At 38.2% G+C, this 20,551-nt stretch carries 19 protein-coding genes, 1 other RNA gene and 1 other annotated feature; of the genes, 2 read left to right on the forward strand and 18 right to left on the reverse strand.

Translation table 11 applies throughout. The features are described 5' to 3' along the window. Positions 1-48: 48 nt before the first annotated feature. The 3 genes from mnmA to cymR form a co-directional block, all read right to left on the reverse strand. A complete protein-coding gene (gene mnmA / locus JIN86_RS03610) occupies positions 49-1,173 on the reverse strand; it encodes a tRNA 2-thiouridine(34) synthase MnmA (protein ID WP_004226816.1) in 1,125 nt (374 codons plus the stop codon). 78 nt (positions 1,174-1,251) lie between these two features. Continuing rightward, the gene (locus JIN86_RS03615; protein WP_202341279.1) at positions 1,252-2,400 is read right to left on the reverse strand and encodes a cysteine desulfurase family protein; all 1,149 of its coding nucleotides are present in this window, start codon (positions 2,398-2,400) and stop codon (positions 1,252-1,254) included. A gap of 277 nt (positions 2,401-2,677) precedes the next feature. After that, complete coding sequence (gene cymR, locus JIN86_RS03620; protein WP_004226809.1) at positions 2,678-3,097, reverse strand: cysteine metabolism transcriptional regulator CymR; 420 nt, start codon at positions 3,095-3,097, stop codon at positions 2,678-2,680. Between the two features lie 203 nt (positions 3,098-3,300). Here cymR and JIN86_RS03625 point away from each other — a divergent pair, with 203 nt between their 5' ends. Continuing rightward, complete coding sequence (locus tag JIN86_RS03625; protein ID WP_202341280.1) at positions 3,301-4,587, forward strand: replication-associated recombination protein A; 1,287 nt, start codon at positions 3,301-3,303, stop codon at positions 4,585-4,587. A gap of 82 nt (positions 4,588-4,669) precedes the next feature. Here JIN86_RS03625 and JIN86_RS03630 read toward each other — a convergent pair whose 3' ends face one another. The 15 genes from JIN86_RS03630 to hisS form a co-directional block, all read right to left on the reverse strand. Next, entirely contained in the window at positions 4,670-5,386 is a 717-nt protein-coding gene (locus JIN86_RS03630; protein WP_004226804.1) for a hypothetical protein, read from the reverse strand. A 278-nt stretch (positions 5,387-5,664) separates the two neighbouring features. Then, entirely contained in the window at positions 5,665-6,183 is a 519-nt protein-coding gene (locus JIN86_RS03635; RefSeq protein WP_004226800.1) for a hypothetical protein, read from the reverse strand. A 209-nt stretch (positions 6,184-6,392) separates the two neighbouring features. Continuing rightward, a complete protein-coding gene (locus JIN86_RS03640; protein ID WP_004226797.1) occupies positions 6,393-6,779 on the reverse strand; it encodes a hypothetical protein in 387 nt (128 codons plus the stop codon). A 141-nt stretch (positions 6,780-6,920) separates the two neighbouring features. After that, the gene (locus JIN86_RS03645) at positions 6,921-7,682 is read right to left on the reverse strand and encodes a tRNA threonylcarbamoyladenosine dehydratase (RefSeq protein WP_004226795.1); all 762 of its coding nucleotides are present in this window, start codon (positions 7,680-7,682) and stop codon (positions 6,921-6,923) included. Positions 7,683-7,984: 302 nt separating this feature from the next. Further along, positions 7,985-9,067: a DUF871 domain-containing protein gene (locus JIN86_RS03650; RefSeq protein ID WP_202341281.1), complete on the reverse strand. Its 1,083-nt coding sequence runs from the start codon at positions 9,065-9,067 to the stop codon at positions 7,985-7,987. Positions 9,068-9,090: 23 nt separating this feature from the next. Beyond that, on the reverse strand, positions 9,091-10,416 hold the full coding sequence (locus tag JIN86_RS03655; RefSeq protein WP_004226788.1) for a PTS sugar transporter subunit IIC: 1,326 nt from the start codon (positions 10,414-10,416) through the stop codon (positions 9,091-9,093). A gap of 47 nt (positions 10,417-10,463) precedes the next feature. Beyond that, complete coding sequence (locus tag JIN86_RS03660; RefSeq protein ID WP_004226783.1) at positions 10,464-10,784, reverse strand: PTS lactose/cellobiose transporter subunit IIA; 321 nt, start codon at positions 10,782-10,784, stop codon at positions 10,464-10,466. Positions 10,785-10,802: 18 nt separating this feature from the next. Then, complete coding sequence (locus tag JIN86_RS03665; protein WP_004226780.1) at positions 10,803-11,114, reverse strand: PTS sugar transporter subunit IIB; 312 nt, start codon at positions 11,112-11,114, stop codon at positions 10,803-10,805. A 226-nt stretch (positions 11,115-11,340) separates the two neighbouring features. After that, a complete protein-coding gene (locus JIN86_RS03670) occupies positions 11,341-12,516 on the reverse strand; it encodes a GNAT family N-acetyltransferase (RefSeq protein ID WP_202341282.1) in 1,176 nt (391 codons plus the stop codon). A gap of 87 nt (positions 12,517-12,603) precedes the next feature. Beyond that, positions 12,604-12,882 carry an HPr family phosphocarrier protein gene (locus tag JIN86_RS03675; protein ID WP_202341283.1) on the reverse strand — a complete coding sequence of 93 codons (279 nt, stop codon included), beginning with the start codon at positions 12,880-12,882 and terminating at the stop codon, positions 12,604-12,606. 18 nt (positions 12,883-12,900) lie between these two features. Next, positions 12,901-13,620, reverse strand: coding sequence for a sugar isomerase domain-containing protein (locus JIN86_RS03680; protein ID WP_004226771.1), 720 nt, complete (start codon positions 13,618-13,620; stop codon positions 12,901-12,903). Positions 13,621-13,624: 4 nt separating this feature from the next. Continuing rightward, positions 13,625-14,347, reverse strand: a complete 723-nt coding sequence (locus JIN86_RS03685) for a GntR family transcriptional regulator (RefSeq protein ID WP_004226770.1) — start codon at positions 14,345-14,347, stop codon at positions 13,625-13,627. Positions 14,348-14,904: 557 nt separating this feature from the next. Next, positions 14,905-15,104: non-coding RNA, 6S RNA (ssrS, locus tag JIN86_RS03690), on the reverse strand. A gap of 139 nt (positions 15,105-15,243) precedes the next feature. Then, the gene (aspS, locus tag JIN86_RS03695; RefSeq protein ID WP_202341284.1) at positions 15,244-17,013 is read right to left on the reverse strand and encodes an aspartate--tRNA ligase; all 1,770 of its coding nucleotides are present in this window, start codon (positions 17,011-17,013) and stop codon (positions 15,244-15,246) included. 65 nt (positions 17,014-17,078) lie between these two features. Continuing rightward, positions 17,079-18,347, reverse strand: coding sequence for a histidine--tRNA ligase (hisS, locus tag JIN86_RS03700; RefSeq protein WP_004226766.1), 1,269 nt, complete (start codon positions 18,345-18,347; stop codon positions 17,079-17,081). 188 nt (positions 18,348-18,535) lie between these two features. After that, positions 18,536-18,778 (reverse strand) — a binding site (T-box leader). A gap of 164 nt (positions 18,779-18,942) precedes the next feature. On the opposite strand from hisS, the gene JIN86_RS03705 reads away from it, so the two are divergent. Then, positions 18,943-20,529, forward strand: coding sequence for an N-acetylmuramoyl-L-alanine amidase family protein (locus JIN86_RS03705; protein WP_202341285.1), 1,587 nt, complete (start codon positions 18,943-18,945; stop codon positions 20,527-20,529). Positions 20,530-20,551 lie beyond the last annotated feature (22 nt).

The raw sequence follows: 20,551 nt of genomic DNA on the forward strand, positions 1-20,551 counted from the left end.
GACTGCTTTTAGGAAGCCAAGAGGCCGTAAAAGCAGTCTTAACGCAATTTATCCAACATATGTTAGTTTTTCATTACTTTTAAAGACTTCATCAATCGTTCCGCCACCCATACATTCTTCTCCGTTGTATAGCACTACAGCTTGGCCAGGTGTAATTGCACGTACAGGTTCTGCAAATGTAATGTGTGCACGCCCATCTGGTAAAATTTCAACTTCTACTGGTGTATCGGTTTGACGATAACGGAATTTTGCTGTGCAAGAAAATTTCCCAGGCAATTTTTTTGTCGAAGTATAGTTCATTTTCACAGCTGTTAATGATGTTGAATACGAGTATTCATTGTCAAAGCCTTGTCCGACAAGTAAAACATTACGTGCTAAATCTTTCCCTAGAACAAACCAAGGCTCGCCGTCTCCACCAATACCAAGCCCGTGTCGTTGACCAAGTGTATAGTACATTAAACCATCGTGTTGGCCCATTACAACGCCATCCATTGTTTCCATTTTCCCAGGTTGTGCTGGTAAATATTGACTCAAGAACTCCTTGAAATTACGTTCACCGATAAAGCAAATGCCTGTTGAATCTTTTTTCTTTGCCGTAGCAAGGCCAGCTTCTTCTGCAATTTTTCGTACTTCTTTTTTCTCTATATCACCAATTGGGAACATTACATGCGCCAATTGCTCTTGCGATAATTGATTTAAAAAGTATGTTTGATCTTTATTATCATCAACGCCACGTAACATTCTAACTTCACCATCACCATTACGATCAATTCGTGCATAGTGACCTGTCGCTAAATAATCAGCACCAAGGTTCATGGCATGCTCTAAAAATGCTTTAAATTTAATTTCTTTATTGCACATAACATCAGGATTTGGTGTACGCCCTGCTTTATATTCTTCTAAAAAGTAAGTGAAAACTTTATCCCAATATTGTTTCTCGAAATTGACAGCATAGTATGGGATACCAATTTGATTACATACTTTTATCACATCGTCATAATCTTCCGTTGCTGTACAAACACCGTTTTCGTCCGTATCATCCCAGTTTTTCATAAAGATTCCGATTACTTCATACCCTTGTTGTTTTAACAAGTATGCCGCCACCGATGAATCTACCCCACCTGACATGCCGACAACAACTCGAATTTGAGAGGGGTCACGTGTTTCTTTCATTGTGGTCACCTTTTCTTTTATCTAATTACAGTTTATGTTTCAATACTTTAACGAAACATAACATAAGTATCTTGCAAATTATTTTTTAGCTAGTTTTTTCACGATTTGAGCCGTTTTTTCTGCTGCATCTTGAATATCCTTTTCCGTTAAACCCTGCCCAAAGCTGAATCGGATGGAATTTCGTAGCTCCTCTGCACTTTGTCCAAACATTGCTACTAACACATGTGATGGATCAATCGACCCAGCGGTACATGCAGAACCACTAGATACACAGATTCCTGCCATATCAAGATTCACTAAAAATGATTCTACTTCCATGCCCTCAAAGCTAATATTTAAAACATGTGGCAATGACTGCCCTTCATCACCATTAACATGGAATGCTAGCATTTCCTGTGAAAAAACAGCAAGCATAATTTGCTTAAAGTGATTGTATAGTGAACGCTTTTCTTCACGCAACTCATTTGCAACTTGCACGGCAGTCGCAAAAGCTATAATGGCAGGTATATTTTCAGTACCTGCACGACGTTTTTTCTCTTGTGCGCCCCCAAGAGCGTAACTTGCTAACGGTGTTCCTGCTTTTTGATAAAGGAATCCAACACCTTTTGGACCGTTGATTTTATGAGCAGATACACTTAATAAATCCACCTGTAATTCATTTACATCAATGTACTCTAAGCCATAAGCCTGAACCGCATCTGTATGGAATATGGCACTATGCTCACGCAATAACGCGCCAATTTCAGCAATTGGCTGAATCGTTCCTACTTCATTATTTCCATACATAATTGTTACTAAAATGGTATCATCACGAAGGGCTTTTTGGACATCCTCAACCGCGACACGCCCTCTTTGATCGACAGGTAAATAGGTCACCTCAAACCCATCACGTTCAAGTTTTTCACAAGTATGTAATACTGCATGATGCTCTACTTGCGTTGTAATGATGTGTTTTCCTTCATTTGCACGGGCATAGACAGTTCCTAAAATTGCCATATTATCAGCTTCTGTGCCACCACTTGTGAAAATAATTTCCCCTGCTTGCGCACCAATTGATTTCGCCAATAGCTCACGTGCATCATCTAGATATTTCCTTGCTTCTCGACCTGCTTTATGAATACTCGATGCATTGCCAAATACCTGCTGCATAGCAGTTGTCATTGCTTCTATTACTTGGCCATTCATTGGAGATGTGGCCGCATGATCGAGATAGATATATGAATTCATGTTGAAAAACTCCTTTTTAAACTCTGTGACATCCGCCAGAGGCTTTCGCTTGATTCAGTTAATGCTTGCAAAATCAATACAAGTATTCTTCACTCCTCTATGAGAGGGGAATCTTCCATACTTGGTGGTTCATTTTAGTACAAAAACATTTGCTGAATCGAGATAAAAGCACAAAACCCACATCACTCATCGTAAAATAGTCATTGGGATGTGAATAGTTCACAATCTCCCAAAAAGATGATGTGAATGCAGGAATAGCGCTTTAGCTTAAACTATTTTAAATATAGAACATATAGCCTTCCACTACATTTTCTTCTGTATATTGTGCTAAATCTTCAATTGTTGTTGTATCTAACACATTTTTTACTGCATCCCGAATACGTAGCCATAATTCACGTTGCGGTGCTTCTTCATTTTCAATACCTTCTACTGGTTGAATCGGCCCTTCTAGCACACTAATAACATGGGCTGCTGAAATTTCGCTAGGTGGATTTGCTAGCATATAACCACCATAAGCACCACGTACACTTTTTACTAAGCCTGAATTACGAAGCGGAGATACTAATTGCTCTAAATATGCCTCTGAAAGTTCCTTTTCCGCCGCAATTTTACGCAAAGGAATTGGCCCTTCCCCATAATGCTTTGCTAATTCAATCATAATTGTAAGCCCGTAACGGCCCTTTGTTGAAATTTTCATTTTATCACCCTCAATTAGTCTAGTCAAAATACTACCAACAGTATATCATAATCTCCTCTTGATGAACTCGGAAATACACCTAGAAGGATATGATATACTAATTACAGCGATTCAAAATCGTTCAAAATCCATATGAGTGCTTTATTTTAGCGTAAAAAAATGTATGAAGCAAAAAATGACAACGACAGAAAGGGGAAGTTATTTTGCACAATGAACCACTCGCTTTTCGAATGCGACCTTTAACCCTTGATGAGATTGTTGGTCATCAGGATTTCATTGGTCCCAACACAGCCCTTTATAAAATGATTCAAAATGAACATGTCCCTTCCATGTTGTTATATGGAGAACCTGGAATCGGTAAAACATCCATTGCCAATGCCATTGCAGGAAGCTCCAAGCTCCCTTTCTTCGCACTTAATGCCACACGAGCTGGCAAAAAAGATGTGGAAGATATTGTACAAGAAGCCAGAATTTCAGGGAAAGTAATACTTTTCTTAGACGAAATTCACCGTTTCAATAAATTACAGCAGGATACGCTATTACCACATGTAGAAAATGGATCAATTGTATTAATTGGTGCCACGACAGAAAATCCCTATCATGATGTTAATCCAGCGATTCGTTCACGCTGTGGAGAAATTTACCAGCTAAAACGCTTAACGAAGGAAAATTTAATCGAACTAGTTGAAAAAGCACTTGCTGATGAAAGACGGGGACTAGGTAAGTATCATTTTGCCTTAACACCATCACAAATTGAACAAATTGCAGCCGCAGCAAATGGAGATGCACGAAAGGCATTAACTTTGCTAGAATCTATTTACTATGCCAGTGACGAGGTGGATGGACAAACGGTTGCTGCCGACCATGTTATTGAACATCTCATTAGTCGAATTGGTGTGTATGGCGATAAAAAAGGATCACATTTTTATAATTTACTATCAGCCCTGCAAAAGTCTGTGCGTGGTAGTGATACCAATGCTGCTCTGTATTATCTAGCGCATTTATTGGAAACAGGCGATTTAGTGGCTGTCAGCAGACGCCTACTTGTTATGGCCTATGAGGATATTGGTCTAGCTAATCCCGAAGTCGGACCTCATATATTAGCTGCTATTCAAGCAGCCGAACGACTAGGATTACCAGAGGCACGTATCCCACTTGCCAGTGCTGTCATTGAAATGTGCCTTGCCTCAAAATCCAACTCAGCCATTATGGCAATTGATGCTGCCATTAAGGCTATTCATGGAGGTAAAACAGGTGATATCCCTCATCATTTGCGAGATGCTCATTACGAGGGTGCAAAAGATTTAGGACACGTTGGCTATCAATATCCTCATAACACTCCGATCGGTACTTTTGGTGGCTGGGTAGACCAGCAATATTTGCCAGACGAACTTGTAGGAACTGAATTCTACAAACCTGTTATTGCTGGTGAGGAAAAGCGCATGGCTGGCATCTACGACAAACTAAAATCATTTCAAGATAAGAGATAATAAAACAAAAGCAAAGTCACTATCTTAAGTAATTGATAGGACTTTGCTTTTTATATACCAACAGGATAGGCTACTCTAGCAATCATCCTGTAAAGCTCGGGTTATTTGTTGTATATCGTTCTTGGTAAAACAAATTTAATGGTTCTGCCAAATGTCGAAGTAATGACAAAATGGATTCTTTCACATCTCCTTCATTTGCCTTACTATGCAAAAAAACAATCAGATTATACGACTGATACAACAAGCTCGCGAACTCTTGATTGTTTTCTCTTACCTCAAAGCGAATTGCTTTTACAGCAATTGCTTGTGCAATTTTTTGTTCTCTTGTTTCACAGGAAGGCTCCTTACTTAATTCATCATCCGACACTCTGTATAACCGTTTTAATGCGCCATATACTTCTTTATTTCCACTAAATCGATCTTTTAACCATTGCAAGACGAATTGCAAAAGAATGACTGCATAGATAAGAGAAAGACATTCATCGCCTCGTGATTTTTTTGCTAAGCGCTGGAAATATTCTGCTTGTGTGACTAGTTCAAACAGAATTAAACGTATTGGATAAAGCATGGCATGACCGCTATTGATGTACAGCTTTTCTCGATCTCTATACATAGCCAACCAAATATCTTTGACCAATGAAATAGATTTCCTTGTGGAGAGCGCTAATTGACACTGAATAAGCTCCTGTTCAATTGTTGGTTGGATAAGCTGTAGAAATAAAAGTTCATCTTCCTCACTAACTAATAAAAGCGGCTTTTCCAAATTCGCCAAATCTATTTCTATTCCATTTACAATCATTGCTTAGCCCCCTTCCAATAAGTTCTTACAGTGTGAGCACATATATTACCAATTTCCTAACTATAATTCGACAAAAAAACATAAATACCTTTCAAAAAAATATGCCTTTTTACTTTCCCCACAATAAAAAAGAACCCACGCTACTAAAAAAGGCAAGTAAATCACTTTCTTTCCACATCGAACATTGTAGGAAAAACTGATTTAATTCCAATTAGTTACGTAGATTCTTGACGTATAGGCTATTTTCAGAAAATAGATAGTCTATTATTGTCTAAGGTCTATGCCGGAAGTTCTTGATCCACAAATAATTTAAACTGTTGAAGACATTGCTTCACTTCCCCTTTTTGTGACAGCACTTCGTTGCGTATGTTTGTTGCTTTTTCTTCATCCTCTAGCACTTCAGTTAAAAGAGCCATGATATCTTCTAATAATTGCTCATTCTCTTCCTGCTCAATACTCGGTAAGGAATAGGCTGCTATTGTTAATAAATGCTCTACTTTTTCAGGTGTTTCTTGCAAAGCATTCGAAGAATAATAGGTCGATGCAGCTAAAAAGTAGCATAATTTTGCACAACAATCGATAAATAAATGCCAATACGTATTTGCTTTTGGTAATTCCCCTGCCCGCTGATTAACATATTCCTTATAATAGGTAGTGACTTGTATATATAAAGGATTCAATTCTCTCATGGCTTTCGGATAGTTGTTGGATGTATCCAAATAGTCAAATACAATGGCATTCATTTTCTCTTGAAGTTTCACAATATCTAAATGATCACGAATTACTTGAATTTCCATTTTCCCACTCTCCCATATGTCATTTGCTGTTTAGCTTCCTGGCTATTCACTGAGTAGCACCAAGCATCCCAAACAAACAGATCGATTATCTAATGGATGATTCAAATTATATCAATAAACCATCTGAAGTAGTGTGGACATGAAAAAAATAAGACAATTTCGTGAATTAATAGCATTTTATGTACATAAGAGGAACTATTTTGGTAAAATTATACCCTTTGTACATAATCATCAAATAAGCATTGTTCATTTGCTCGATCGATAATTTCAATAATACTTCCATGCACATATTTTTTAATGCGCTTTTGAGGTATATAAAAATAAGCATTGTTCATAATTAACCATTCACTTAATGTTAAATCACTACCTGCTTGTTGATTCGTTAAGATTTTTTTATGTCTCAGAACATCAGCCATTTTATAAAAACCTTCTGACAATTCGTAGGCTGATACATCAAAATTAAAAATGGGGCTGACAACCTGTCCAACATCAAAAATATGTATAGTTTGGTTTTCTTCATCTATAGCTAACTCTACTGTGCTAATCTCGTCGAAAAGATTTAAACCTCTATACTCCATTTGATAAATTTTTTCCATTTGTATACGCCTCCTTTTTTATAACGGTATAATTGTAACACAGAAAAAGTAGCTACCTCTAAATACAATTAAGGCAGCTACTTCTACGAAAATGAACATTTGTGCTGTTTTTTGACTATTACCAAAGCATCGTATTTGATATTAACCTTGTACGCGCGTAATTTTTACATCTTTTAGGATGGTATTGACTACCCAGCTTGCTGCAATTAAACCTGCTACAGACGGTACAAAAGCGTTAGATGAAGGTGGCATCTTTGCTTTGCGAATTGCTGCATCAGGCTTACCTACATGTTCGACAACATCTGGACGTACAACAATTGGACTTTCATCTGAAAATACAACCGTAACACCCTTATGAATTCCTTCTTTACGTAGCTTAGTACGAATGATTTTAGCCAATGGGTCTGTATGTGTTTTTGAAATATCTGCAATTTGGAAGCGAGTAGGGTCCATTTTATTTGCTGCACCCATGCTTGAAATAATAGGAATATTACGCTTTAAACATTCCTTCATTATATGAATTTTATACATCACTGTATCACTTGCATCGATCACATAATCAATGCCTTGCGCAAAAAACTCTTCATAGGTTTCTTCCGTATAAAACATGTGCATGTCAATCACTTCACATGCTGGGTTAATATCTGTAATACGCTCTTTCATGACAGCTGATTTTGATTGACCAACTGTTGATAGGTATGCCACAAGTTGTCTGTTGACATTTGTAATATCTACATTGTCCTTATCGACTAGAATAATACGGCCGATTCCGCTTCGCGCACATGCCTCAGCAGCAAATGAACCGACACCACCCACACCAAGAATGGCAACCGTTGTATTTTTTAATTTCTCGAGACCCTCTGTTCCTATTGCGAGCTCGTTACGTGAAAATTGATGTAACATCCTGACACTCTCCATCTATGAATTTTTATTAGTAAACCTAGTTATATACTAAGATAAAATCAAAACCTATCTTACATTTTATCATGTTATTGTTCAAGATAAAAATATAAAGAAAAAGTCAAAATTGTCTACTTAAATCCTTTGAGATAATCATCCATAAAAGATTTCATCCCATTTTGCAATATATAAGGTAAAATGGCACATTAAAAATTAGTTCATGAATCAGGTAAATCTTATATAACATTATGTTCAACCACATAAAGAAAAAGAGATTGATGACTCAATCTCTTTCTCACTCTTTTTTACTTTGTAAAACCAAATGATGCCCATGGTTGAATGCATGTTAATAAAAATAGTTCTTCTTCTACAATGCTAGCTACGACATTACTCGATCCCGTATTCGGAATGTCCTTTTGTACAATCTGTAGCTCTCCCTTATAACGAACATCTAAATTATTATCAATCGTGACATCTCCTCTTTTTAATGGCCGTATATCATGCACAGGAAAATCTCCATTTTTATATTTCACACGGGATTGGGTGCTCCGAATCACGTATTCAGACACATCACCTCGATTAAAATGAGGCTCTTTATAAAGAATCGTCTCCTCTAAAATGCTCGTGTCTCCAGACTGGACAACCCTTAACTCAAGCTTATTACGATTTAATTGTCCTAATGCACGTAGTTCTTCCTCAGAAGCAAACATATTGCCAATAATACAATCGTCAATTAACCCCGTATGCCATAAATCTTTCGCCTGTACAGTGATTGGGAGATGACGGTGTTCCTCTAATGTAGGCAATCCGTGCTCTGTTTGCTCCCAAGGTCCATATTGACCATGTTGTGAGGAGATCATCGCTGCCGTTCTCACATTGTGCGCTTTAAAGTGTTGTGACGTTTGTAAAAAATGCTGACGAGATAGCCCCGTAAAGCGTTTTGGATAAAAATTATGACAGCCGATAATGTTCTCCTTATTAGGCTGATAAGAGATAATATTATCTACATACTTCGTACCATTACTAATGTTTAATTCTATTTTTAGATGACTTCCATCAAGTGACATTAACGCTTCTTCTTGACCTGAAAATCCCATGTCTAAACGTATAGCTGCCAAATAATAATGTTCTTTTAAATAGCCAATATCCCTATAGGTTAAGCCTAAATCATCAAAAACATCTGGTGCAATATCAGCGGATATGTCAAAGCCGAGGCGTTGCGCAAATTCGTTGATTTGTTGTAATTTTTGACGCTCCTCATCCTGTTTTAATGACATTAGGCATGTGAATATACGATCAAAGCCATTGTCATAAGCCAGCTGAACATAGCGTTTCATCTCCTCTAGCGTACTATGCTGCGGATATAGCGAGATTCCTAATCTTTTCACTTCAAACCCTCCGTTAATTGACGCTATACTTCCACTTTTTGTCCTCTGGATTCCACTACAGATTCCTCACTCTGTGCCGCTAAAGCAGCTTTTTGCTCATTCTGCCTTGCCATACGGTTCGCCATCGAGATAAATGGCAGATAAATACAAACAGCGATGACAATTAAGACCATACTCAAAACAGCACCACGCCAAGATTGAGTTGCTAAAAAACCATTAATAATTGGCGGTGTTGTCCAAGGCGGTGAAACGGTAGCGGCTGGCACCCAGCCCCACTTCGTTGCAAAGAATGCAATGGTTACGTTGATCATTGGTGTCAAAATGAACGGTACAAATAAAACCGGATTTAATACAATTGGTAACCCAAAAAGTAATGGCTCATTAATATTGAAAATTCCAGGTGCTGCGGATAATTTCCCAACTGTATTATATTGCTTATTCTTTCTCGCAAATATGAAAATCGCAATAATAAGTGCTATTGTCGTGCCAGAGCCTCCCATATTAATAAAAGCATCAAAGAATGGTTTATTGACAATGTAAGGCGCAACTTTACCAGCAGAGATAGCTGCAACATTTTCGTTAATAGCTGGTAAATTAATCGTTTGCATGAATGGCTCGATGATATTTGCTCCATGTACGCCAAGTGTCCATAAAAATGTAGGTATAAATGCCAAAATTAAAGCAGCAATCCATGTATTTGTAAGACCCATAAATGGCTCTTGAATCGCAGAGTAGAAGGACCCGACAATATCTGGTATATCAAAACCTGCTGAAATAATGGTGCGTACTAAAGCAAATATTCCAATCGTAATAATGGCAGGAAGTAACGCAGCAAATGATTTGGAAACAGCTGGTGGTACACCAGTTGGCATTTTAATTAGTAGTTTAGGATTGCCAGACAATCTACAAAACAATTCTGTAGAAAGTAGTGCTACAATCAGAGCAATAAATATACCACCCGTGCCTGTTGTTAAGCCGGTTAATCCGCCTTCCCCGAAAGTCCCAAACGTCATGTAGCTTGATAAACTAATTACTCCAGCAGACAGACCATCTTTTTGATAACTTTTAGCAAGATGATAAGCAATAGTAAAGGCAAGTAGCAGTGAAATGATATTAAATGTAGCACTCCAAATATTACCGCCGAATTGAGTCCATGTCTCATGTTTCCAAATGGCATCGAGTGTGTTTTGATAAAATTTAATAGGCAAATTGTTAAAAAGTACAGCCAAAGATCCCACAATCGTTAAAGGCATAATCGTAATAAATCCGTCACGAATGGCAACTAAATGACGCTGATTCCCAACCCTAGCAGCAACCGGTACAAACTTTTCTTCTAAAAAATGGAACACTCACATACACTCCCTTTGCTTTTTATTGATAACATCAAAATTAGATGTTACTCCCCTTGGATTCGTTCATATAGCTCAATCATTTCCTGTGCTAAATCTCGAAAAGTAATAGCATTCATTAAATGATCCTGGGCATGAATTAATAACATCGAAACCTCTACCTTTTCTCCCCTTGCTTCTTGAGACAGTAACCCCGTTTGAGCATGATGCGCTTCAATTAATGACTCATTCGCTAATTTGATTTTTTCTTTTGCTGCCTCAATTTGCCCCTTTTTTGCTAGCTGAATAGCTTCCATACACTCACTTTTCGTATTTCCACTATGCACAATCAGTCCCATAATGGATGCCATTAATGCTGTATCTTCCATTCCCCATTGCCCCTTCTTTCATCCAATTAGTTGTAGAGCCTGTTTCAGGACATTTTCACCGTTCATCATGCCGTAATCCGCCATATTGATCACATCGATTGGAAAGCCTTTATCCTTATATTTTGTTTCAAATGAACCTTTCAAATAACGAACCTGTGGGCCTAATAAAAGAACATCAGCCTTCTTTGTCGCTAAGATCTTTTCCACCTCTCCTTCAGCAATGGCGTAAATATCGGCGTCAATATTTTGCTCTTGCGCTGCTTTTTGCATCTTCGACACTAATAAACTAGTACTCATACCTGCTACACACACTAACATGATGTTTTTCATTCGATACACTCCTTTTATTTTCTTCGATTGTGTAATCGCTTACTTATTTTGAGAATAGCACCTATTGGTATATACCACAATATAAATTTTACATTAAATTTATTTATATCAAGTTATTTACAAAATTGGGCTATATCAATTTTGTCGTGAAATTAATGATTATAATCAACTGGTATAGTCCAGAAAAAAAGCCAAAAATTTTTAAAATTTTCTTATTATTCAATACCTAGAAATACTCATAAAATGCTGGCTTTTCAGTAGGGATTGCCCATTCCCACTGTTCGATCACCTTTTCTACCGTAGGTTGATTAGCATAGACAACTGTTTCTTTGACAGAAAGATAACCTACCATCATCGCAGAAAAAAGATTAATTGGTAGTGTTAACATATGCTTATCAGAAACTGAACTTGTCTCAATTATTGCGACCTGACCATTTTTATTTATTTGATAAACATGCTCATTCCAGAGACAAAATGGATCTTCAATACGAATCGTTAATGTTTCTTGAATATCCTTCCACGGATACTGCTGCATAAATGCATAAACATCTACTACTCTAATCATCACATCCTGTATGACTTCCCTTTTGAATTGTGGCTCCTTGAAATAAAAGCCAAAAGGATAATGATTACTAGTAACTCCCGTTATGCTGCTGACACTCGCTGCATGAGATGTCATATAACGCCACATAGCTTGTTCAGCTAAGAGATTTGCTACAATAAAGTCTTGGATAGTAAATGTCCCATCTCGAATCGTATAACGAATATAGCCTTCTAAGTTATTGCCTTGAAAATAGACAGCAAAGTGACTATCTGGGCTCCTTCTTTCAAGTCTTTTCCACCACGCATCATCCCTTACCATGCCACCATGTTGAACGATTGCCTGTGCATTATGAAAATCCTTAACCATCTGAAAGAGCGCCGGATCTAACCACTCAAAGCTCATCCTTTTTATGACGTCTACTTGTTTCCCTAAAGAGGGAAACATAGTTTGAGGGATTGTATAATGGAGCTTCTCAAAAAATAATTCCCAACCAAAATAACGATAGAAGGACACAGAAAATGGCGCTAATACTGAAATCGTTTGTCCATTGTCTCTCATTTTTTGCAGCGCTTCTGTTATAAGCCTTTTGATAATACCCTGTTGTCGATACTCAGGATACGTTGCAACAAAGCCGATGCCTCCCATTTTAAATGAAACTCCATACACTGTAATATTTAGCGGTAATATTAATAGCTGCCCAACAATTTTTTTGTCATCATAAGCACCTAAGGTCGTGCTTTGCTCAATCCAATAATGAAAATCCTCTCGACGAGCCCCTGAGTACTTATTTGGAAAGCAATAGTCTCTCAATCGATGAATCTGCCCATAATCATTAGGCGAGACGATGCGAATGTCCATTTAACCACCTCCAAAATTCTTAATATTCAGATAATTAATGATAAGATTCTTTTACAGTGGCGTGATTACAACCACTGCACGAATCTTTTATTCCTCTTGCCATACTTCTCCTATTGCTTTAGACAACATGACTTCAGTAATAGTTTGAAATAATGTTGCTACATCTGGCCCATCTGCTGAAATTTCCACTATACTTCTTGGTTTTACACCTAGTGACATTACGCCCATAATAGACTTTAAATTAACGGATCTTTCTTCGTATATTAATTTAATATCACTTTGGAATGGTGTCACTGCAGTTACGAGTAATGCAGCCGGTCTGGCATGAATACCTTCAGTAGATGTAATTTTATACATTTTCTTCATTTACATACCTCCACTCTTTCACGTAAAATTAATCCGATGTTGATAGTTGGCAATCATTTTCTCATTATGTGACCAATCCGAATCAACATTATTGCTGACAAAAATCGGTAACTCTATTGAGGACTTTGCTAGTGTTTCTATGATTTCACTGAACAAAGCATTTAATAGTAATGAACCAATAACAGTAGATGCTGGCGCATACTGTATGTCATGTATAGTTAGTACACCATCACCAATCGGTATATGGGTATTAATTACAAAATCTACCACATCTTCTAGCCGCAGCCCACTGTGATGACGTGTAGTCTGTTCCTTATAGTGGAGCGATTGGAGGGATAGCACAAATATCCCTGAATCCTTTGCTAATAAAGCGGCGTCAATAGGTGCTGCATTTCTCCCTGAGGTTGAAATGACGATGCAAACATCATTTTCACGAAAGTCAAACTGTTCCTTATGCTGTTCAATAATAGTTGAGTCTTTCTCATTGATTGAAGAAGCTAATGCTCCAGCATGTAAAGCTAATGGTTCAATAAATATAGGACGGACGGGTACTAAACCACCTGCTCGATAAAATGCCTCCTGTGCCAATAGCTGTGAATGACCACAACCAAATAATTGAATTATCCCACCTTTTTGGAGACGTTGGACAATGATTTGAGCCACATCACTTATATGTGATGCCTCCTGTTCCTTCACAACCTGGATAAGCTTTTCGATTTCAGAAAAATATGCATGCATAAAATCACCTTTTAATTTCACTTATGAATTTATAACGATCAGCTCGATACGTACTGCGTACAAGCTCAAAGGGCTTACCATCTGATAAATAACTTGTACGTTTGATAATTAAAACTGGTGCTGTTTGATTAATTTGTAGAAACTTACTATCCTCTTTCGATACGATGGCTGCCTCCATCTGTTGTACCGCATTCCCAATTTTTTGATGGAACTTTGCTTCGATTAAGGCATAAAGCGAGCCCATTATTTGCTTCTCATCCAACTCCGGATAGATTTTAACTGGGATATATGTTCTTTCGATTGCCATTGGTTGCGCATCTGCATTTCTTATACGCACTACAAAAAACACTTCTTCGCCAGACTCTATCATTAAATCTCTTGCGATATCCACAGGTGGTATGATTTTCTCAAATCGTAATACCTTACTGCTTGGTTCCATTCCTCTTGCTCGCATATCTTCCGTGAAACTCGTTAAGCCTTTTAACGGTTGCTCTAATTTTGGATTTGCAACATACGTTCCTCTCCCTTTTTCTCGATATAATAGACCACTATTTACTAGATTGGTAATGGATTGACGAACAGTCATTCTACTTACATCAAATTGTGCAGAAAGCTCTCGTTCTGATGGGATGGTCTCACCAATTCTGTATTCTTCTAAATAAATTCGTTGTTTAATAATCTCTTCTATTTGTATATAAATAGGTATATGAGAATTTTTCTCTAACAATTCTTGCACCTTCCTTATCGCCTTTATGATTTCTCCATACAACTTGACCTCGTCAGATCACGTTTTTTGTATTTCGCATGATTAAACAAAGCTAAATGATATCCACTGACAACAGTGTGAAAACGACATATTGACACAGTCGCTTGAAGTGGTGACTTTCTCACTATCATTGTAGCATCTGCGCTCAATCGTTGTACCATTATATTCTCAACTTACTAATCACTGTCTCGTAATTTGATGCAATTTGCCTTCTTTTCAATAGGCTTCTCCCTCACTGTGTTTAGTATTAGCCACAATTAAAACGCTTTCAAAAATCCTTTCCATAAAGTGTTTATCCTCGTATTATCTGCCTAAAGGATTAATGCGGATATAGCTTTTCAAAAAGGTATAGTTGTCTATACCAATTATATGCTGCTTCATCAGAAATAAAAAGTAATCTTTCCTATTTTCTAAACATTCGCTCAAAACACTCTACTAGTTCTTTGCTACCATGTACCTGTTTAATTTGATGTAAAAAAAGGAGCTATCGATAAGCTCCTCTCAATCCTATGTATAGGACGAATCCCAATTGTGCCGTAATGCCAAGAAACATTCGTTTTGAACCCGCAATTTGCAGGTGGGTGCCCGCTTTGCAACTTTAAACGTCCCGCTTTGTTAGGGGCATGTTTGCGACTACAAAATGAAGGCTCCCGATTCTATAATGTTCGGTCAAAACTGTGAAGTAGAGTTAGCAGTTAGACAAACACATCAGGATTCGTATTACAGTTATCATAACACCACTTTTCTGATAATTCAAACGATTTTCTCTAATAATCTATAATTTCTTAAGAAAACGCAAAAAATACCTAGATTCCCAACAGTATTTGCTAGGTAATCCAGGTATTTTGAATTATACATTATTTTCTAAATGGTTTGATAGCCAGGCTTAGTTCACTTAGTTGCTCAGGAGATACTTCGCTTGGTGCTTCTGTCATCAAGCAGCTTGCGCTAGCTGTTTTAGGGAATGCGATTGTATCGCGTAAATTAGTACGGCCTGCTAATAGCATAACGAAGCGATCAAGACCAAAGGCAAGACCTGCATGTGGTGGTACCCCGTATTCAAACGCTTCTAATAGGAAGCCAAATTGTGCTTGTGCTTCTTCTTCTGAGAAGCCAAGTAATTCAAACATTTTTTCTTGTAGGTCACGTTCGTAAATACGTAATGAACCACCACCAAGTTCATAGCCGTTTAAAACGATATCATATGCTTGTGCACGTACTGCTGCAGGGTCTGTGTCCATTAACGCTATATCTTCATCAAACGGGCGTGTGAATGGATGGTGTGCTGCATAGTAGCGTCCATCTTCCTCCGAGTATTCGAATAATGGCCAATCAGTAATCCAAAGGAAAGCAAATTGTGATTCATCAATCAGATTTAAATCTTGTCCTAATTTTGTACGAAGAGCACCTAATGAAGCTGCTACAACAGCGGCTTTATCTGCTACAAATACTAGAATATCGCCAACTTCTGCTCCCATACGCTCGATTAAGGCTGCTGCTAATGCCTCGTCAAAGAATTTCGCAATTGGTCCGTTTAAGCCTTCTTCTGTTACCTTTAACCAGGCAAGACCTTTTGCTCCGTATATCCCAACGAATTTTGTTAACTCATCCATGTCTTTACGAGAATATTTGTCAGCTGCACCTTTAATATTGATACTTTTCACTTGTTTTCCTTGTGCAACCGTATCAGCAAATACTTTGAAATTACAGCCTTCAAAAATATCATTTAACGCCACAAGCTCTAAGCCAAAACGTACATCTGGCTTATCTGAACCATAACGATCCATTGCTTCTTGGTATTTCATGCGCTGGAATGGTGCAGGAATGTCAATTCCTTTTACTTCTTTCATAACCGCTTGAATTAAGCGCTCGTTCATTTCTAATACTTCTTGTTGTGTTAAGAAGCTCGTTTCAATGTCCACCTGTGTAAACTCTGGTTGACGGTCAGCACGTAAATCTTCGTCACGGAAGCAACGCGCAATTTGGAAGTACTTTTCAAAACCAGCAACCATTAATAATTGCTTAAATAATTGAGGTGATTGTGGTAAGGCATAAAATTCACCTTCATGTACACGTGAAGGAACTAAATAGTCTCGAGCACCCTCTGGCGTTGATTTTGTTAAAATTGGTGTTTCAACTTCTAAGAATCCTTCATTTTGTAGGAAGTTACGAATTGTACGTGTCACATCAGAACGCATTTTGAAAGTATCGAACATTACAGGACGACGTAAGTCTAGATAACGATATTTTAAACGTAAATCTTCTGATACATCTGTACGATCTTCGATTTGGAATGGCGTTGTTTTTGCCGTATTAATTACGACTAATTTTGTTGCTTCCACTTCAATTTTACCGTTTGGTACATTCGGGTTGATTTGATCCTCTGTACGAAGGATGACTGTGCCTTCCACTTCGATCACATATTCACTACGCACTTTATCCGCTAATGCGTGTGCTTCTGCAACATCTGGACTAAACACAACTTGCGTAATACCTGTACGGTCACGCAAATCAATAAAAATTAAACCACCAAGGTCACGACGACGCTGTACCCAACCTTTTAATACGACTTTTTCGCCTTGTAACGCTTCTGACAGCTCGTTACTAGCATGTGTTCTTGTAGCCATTGTTAAATTCCTCCAAAATATCTTCAATTTATGTAGCATTTCCTAGAAATGCTCTCTGTCTATTTTTAAGCTTTGTGTGTTAAATAGTTCACTAGCTCTGAGAACGCCACTTTGTGCTGCTCCCCAGATTCCATATGTTTTACAGCCGCTGCTTGCTCTTCAAGTTCTGTTTCACCAAGAACAAGTGTATATTTTGCACCTAGTCGATCAGCTGATTTCATTTGAGCTTTCATTTTACGGTCTAAATAATCCATCTCTGTCGCAAGTCCCTTCGCTCGGAAAGTGCTTGTCAGCTCAACAGCCTTTTGCTTCGCTTCATCGCCCATTGCAATAATGTAAACATCTAGCCCTGAAGCTGTGTCTAATTCAACACCCTCCGCTTCAAGTGCCAGCAACAAACGCTCAATACTTAATGCAAAACCTATACCTGGTACATCTGGACCGCCAATTTCTTGCACTAATCCATTGTAGCGTCCACCACCACATAATGTTGTAATAGCACCAAAGCCTGATGCTGTGGACATAATTTCAAAAGTTGTGTGATTATAATAATCCAGTCCTCGTACAAGATTTGGATCGACCTCATATGAAATACCCAATGTGTCTAAGTACGATTTCACTTGAGTGAAATAACCAGCTGACTCTTCTGTTAAGAAATCAGTTAACGCTGGAGCCGTTTGCATTAATGGATGCTCACGATCTACCTTACAATCTAAAATTCGCAATGGATTCTTTTGTAAACGATTTTGACAGTCTGAGCAAAATTCATGAATATGTGGCTCAAAATGCTGTAATAAAGCAGTACGATGTGTATCACGTGTTTCTTTATCACCAAGAGAATTAATCACTAATTTTAAATCCTTTAAACCCGCTGATTCGTAGACGTCCATAGCAAGAGCAATGACTTCTGCATCAATCGCAGGATCTGCTGAACCGATTGCTTCTACCCCAAACTGTACAAATTGACGATAACGACCAGCCTGTTGGCGCTCATAGCGGAACATTGGTCCTAAATAAGAAAGCTTAACTGGCTGATCAGGAGCACCAAACATTTTATGCTCCACATAGGCACGTACGACACCAGCCGTATTTTCTGGACGTAGTGTTAAGGAACGCCCTCCACGATCTTCAAATGTATACATTTCTTTTTGTACAACATCAGTTGTTTCCCCAACACCACGTGCAAATAGATCCGTTTGCTCGAAAATTGGTGTGCGAATTTCGTTATAGCGATAAACACGACAAATATCACGAATAATCGCTTCAACTTTTTGCCATTTTTCAGATTGACCTGGCAAAATATCTTGTGTCCCTCGTGGCACTTTAAAACTCATGTAATTCCCTCCTATATTGATTGCTTATGATAGAGCAGCTGTAGTCCCACTTTGAGCGAATGAGCCTTTGACGAGCGCTTTTCATACTAATTGGAGCGCCTTCCCCTCTTTTATGAGCAAAAACAACAATCCCTCTAAAAAACTCATTACTGTTTTGAACAACAAAAAAGCCCTCGTCCCTTGCAATAGCAAGGGACGAGAGCTGTATAAGCTTCCGCGGTTCCACCCTAGTTGACACAAATAATTACATGTGTCCTCCTCTTAATCGGATAACGGCCGATTCCGTTTTTTCCTACTAGGCACTGCTTTTCAGAAAAAAGCCTCTCAAGTGTTATTCACGTAATACATTTTTGTAGGAAAGATTGCAGCCTAAGTCTTTCCCTCTCTTTTCCAATAGTGGTATACGCTACTTGCTTGGTCATAAGCGATTAATCATTTTTCGATTACCCTTTATGTTAGTCACTAGCCAAAGCAATGTCAACTATTTTTGTATTTTTCATCAGTCTATGTTGAAAATAACTAATTCTGTTACCATTTTACCACGAATTTTATGATAAAAGCATGGTAAAATAGCACAAGGAATAGGAGGAATCTGATGAGGACAAAAATTTTACATAGTATAATCATCTTCGTACTAATGGTAACGATGGCGATTCCAAATAAGAACTTTGTTCAAAGAGCTTCCGCTGACACCAGTGATCTAAAAGTCGCTGGAACGATTCTTCATTTGCGAGAGGGTCCTGGATTGTCTTATCCCATTATTACGACTTTAGAAGAAGGTGACCCTTTAACCTCAATCGGTCGAGAAGGTGATTGGTACCAAGTCAAAGCAGGTAATTATGAGGGATGGGTTGCCTCTTGGCTGACAGCACCTACTAATGCTAAACAAGCGATCGACAAAACCGTCATTTCACAAGTTGACCGTTTAAATATTCGAACAGAACCAGATATCTCTTCAGCTGTTCTTGGTCAACTTTCTACTGGTAACCAAGCAAATCTCGTTGAAGAAAATGGAGAATGGGCAAAAATCGATTGGAATGGACTAACAGGATGGGTGTCGAAGGATTATGTCACGATCAACGATAACCCTAAAAAAGAAACGGAACCCAAAGAAAATGCTGTAGAAGTAACTACTACAACCACGGCACCCGCTAACAAAGATACAACCTTCACCATTTTAGTGGACACCCTTAATGTTCGTAAGAAGCCAGATTTGAACGCTAAAAAAATCGGCACAGTAACAAAAGGACAAGCCTTTAAAGTACTCGCACATGAGCATAATTGGGTACAAATTCAGTACAATGATAAAAAAGTAGGTTGGGTCTATAGTTTTTACGGTACATTCTCTAATAAAGTAAAAAGTACCTCAAAAACATCAACTTCCAAAGAGTTAGAGTCTGTTACGATTATCTATAATGGGACAAACCTACGAACGGATGCCTCAACAGCAGCAGAAGTGGTTGAACGTGTAGATGCTGGTGTAAATTACCCGATTGTAGGCGTTAAAAATGATTTTTATGAAATACAACTAGACGACGAAAAAACAGCTTTTGTCGCGAACTGGGTGGTCACAACAAGTTCCAATAAAGCGATAAGTCCACAGAAAGAAAAGGAAGAGCCTCGTAAAAAAGGGACTTTAACTGGATTAACGATAGTTGTTGATGCTGGTCACGGTGGAAATGACCATGGCACAACTGGTCAACGAGGTACAGAGGAAAAGGGCATTACTTTAAAAACGGCCACTCTGCTTGCTTCTAAACTAAGTGCTGCTGGCGCAAACGTTGTCATGACGAGAGAATCGGATGAATATGTGGCATTACGTAAGCGTGTATCGATTGCCCATCAATATGAGGCAGACGCCTTTATTAGCCTTCATTATGATGCCACAGATGATAGCTCCATTAACGGCTACACATCCTACTATATGAATAGCAATCAAAAAGGGCTTGCTGAAGCAATTCATGATGGTCTTTCCAATAAACTAGATTTAAGAGACCGTGGTACACAACAAGGGAATTATTTGGTATTACGAGAGAATCGTCAAAAGGCCGTCCTTATTGAGTTAGGCTTTTTAAGTAATTCAAGTGAGGAGCGCGTCATTACAACAGCTAAATTCCGTGAACAAGCAACTCTTGGTATTTATCAGGGAATTCTCAACTACTTTAATGAACAAGATGACTAAGCAAAAAAGCTGTGGATGATAC

Origin of the sequence: Lysinibacillus sp. HST-98 (assembly GCF_016757845.1) — a bacterium.
Classification (GTDB): domain Bacteria; phylum Bacillota; class Bacilli; order Bacillales_A; family Planococcaceae; genus Lysinibacillus; species Lysinibacillus capsici.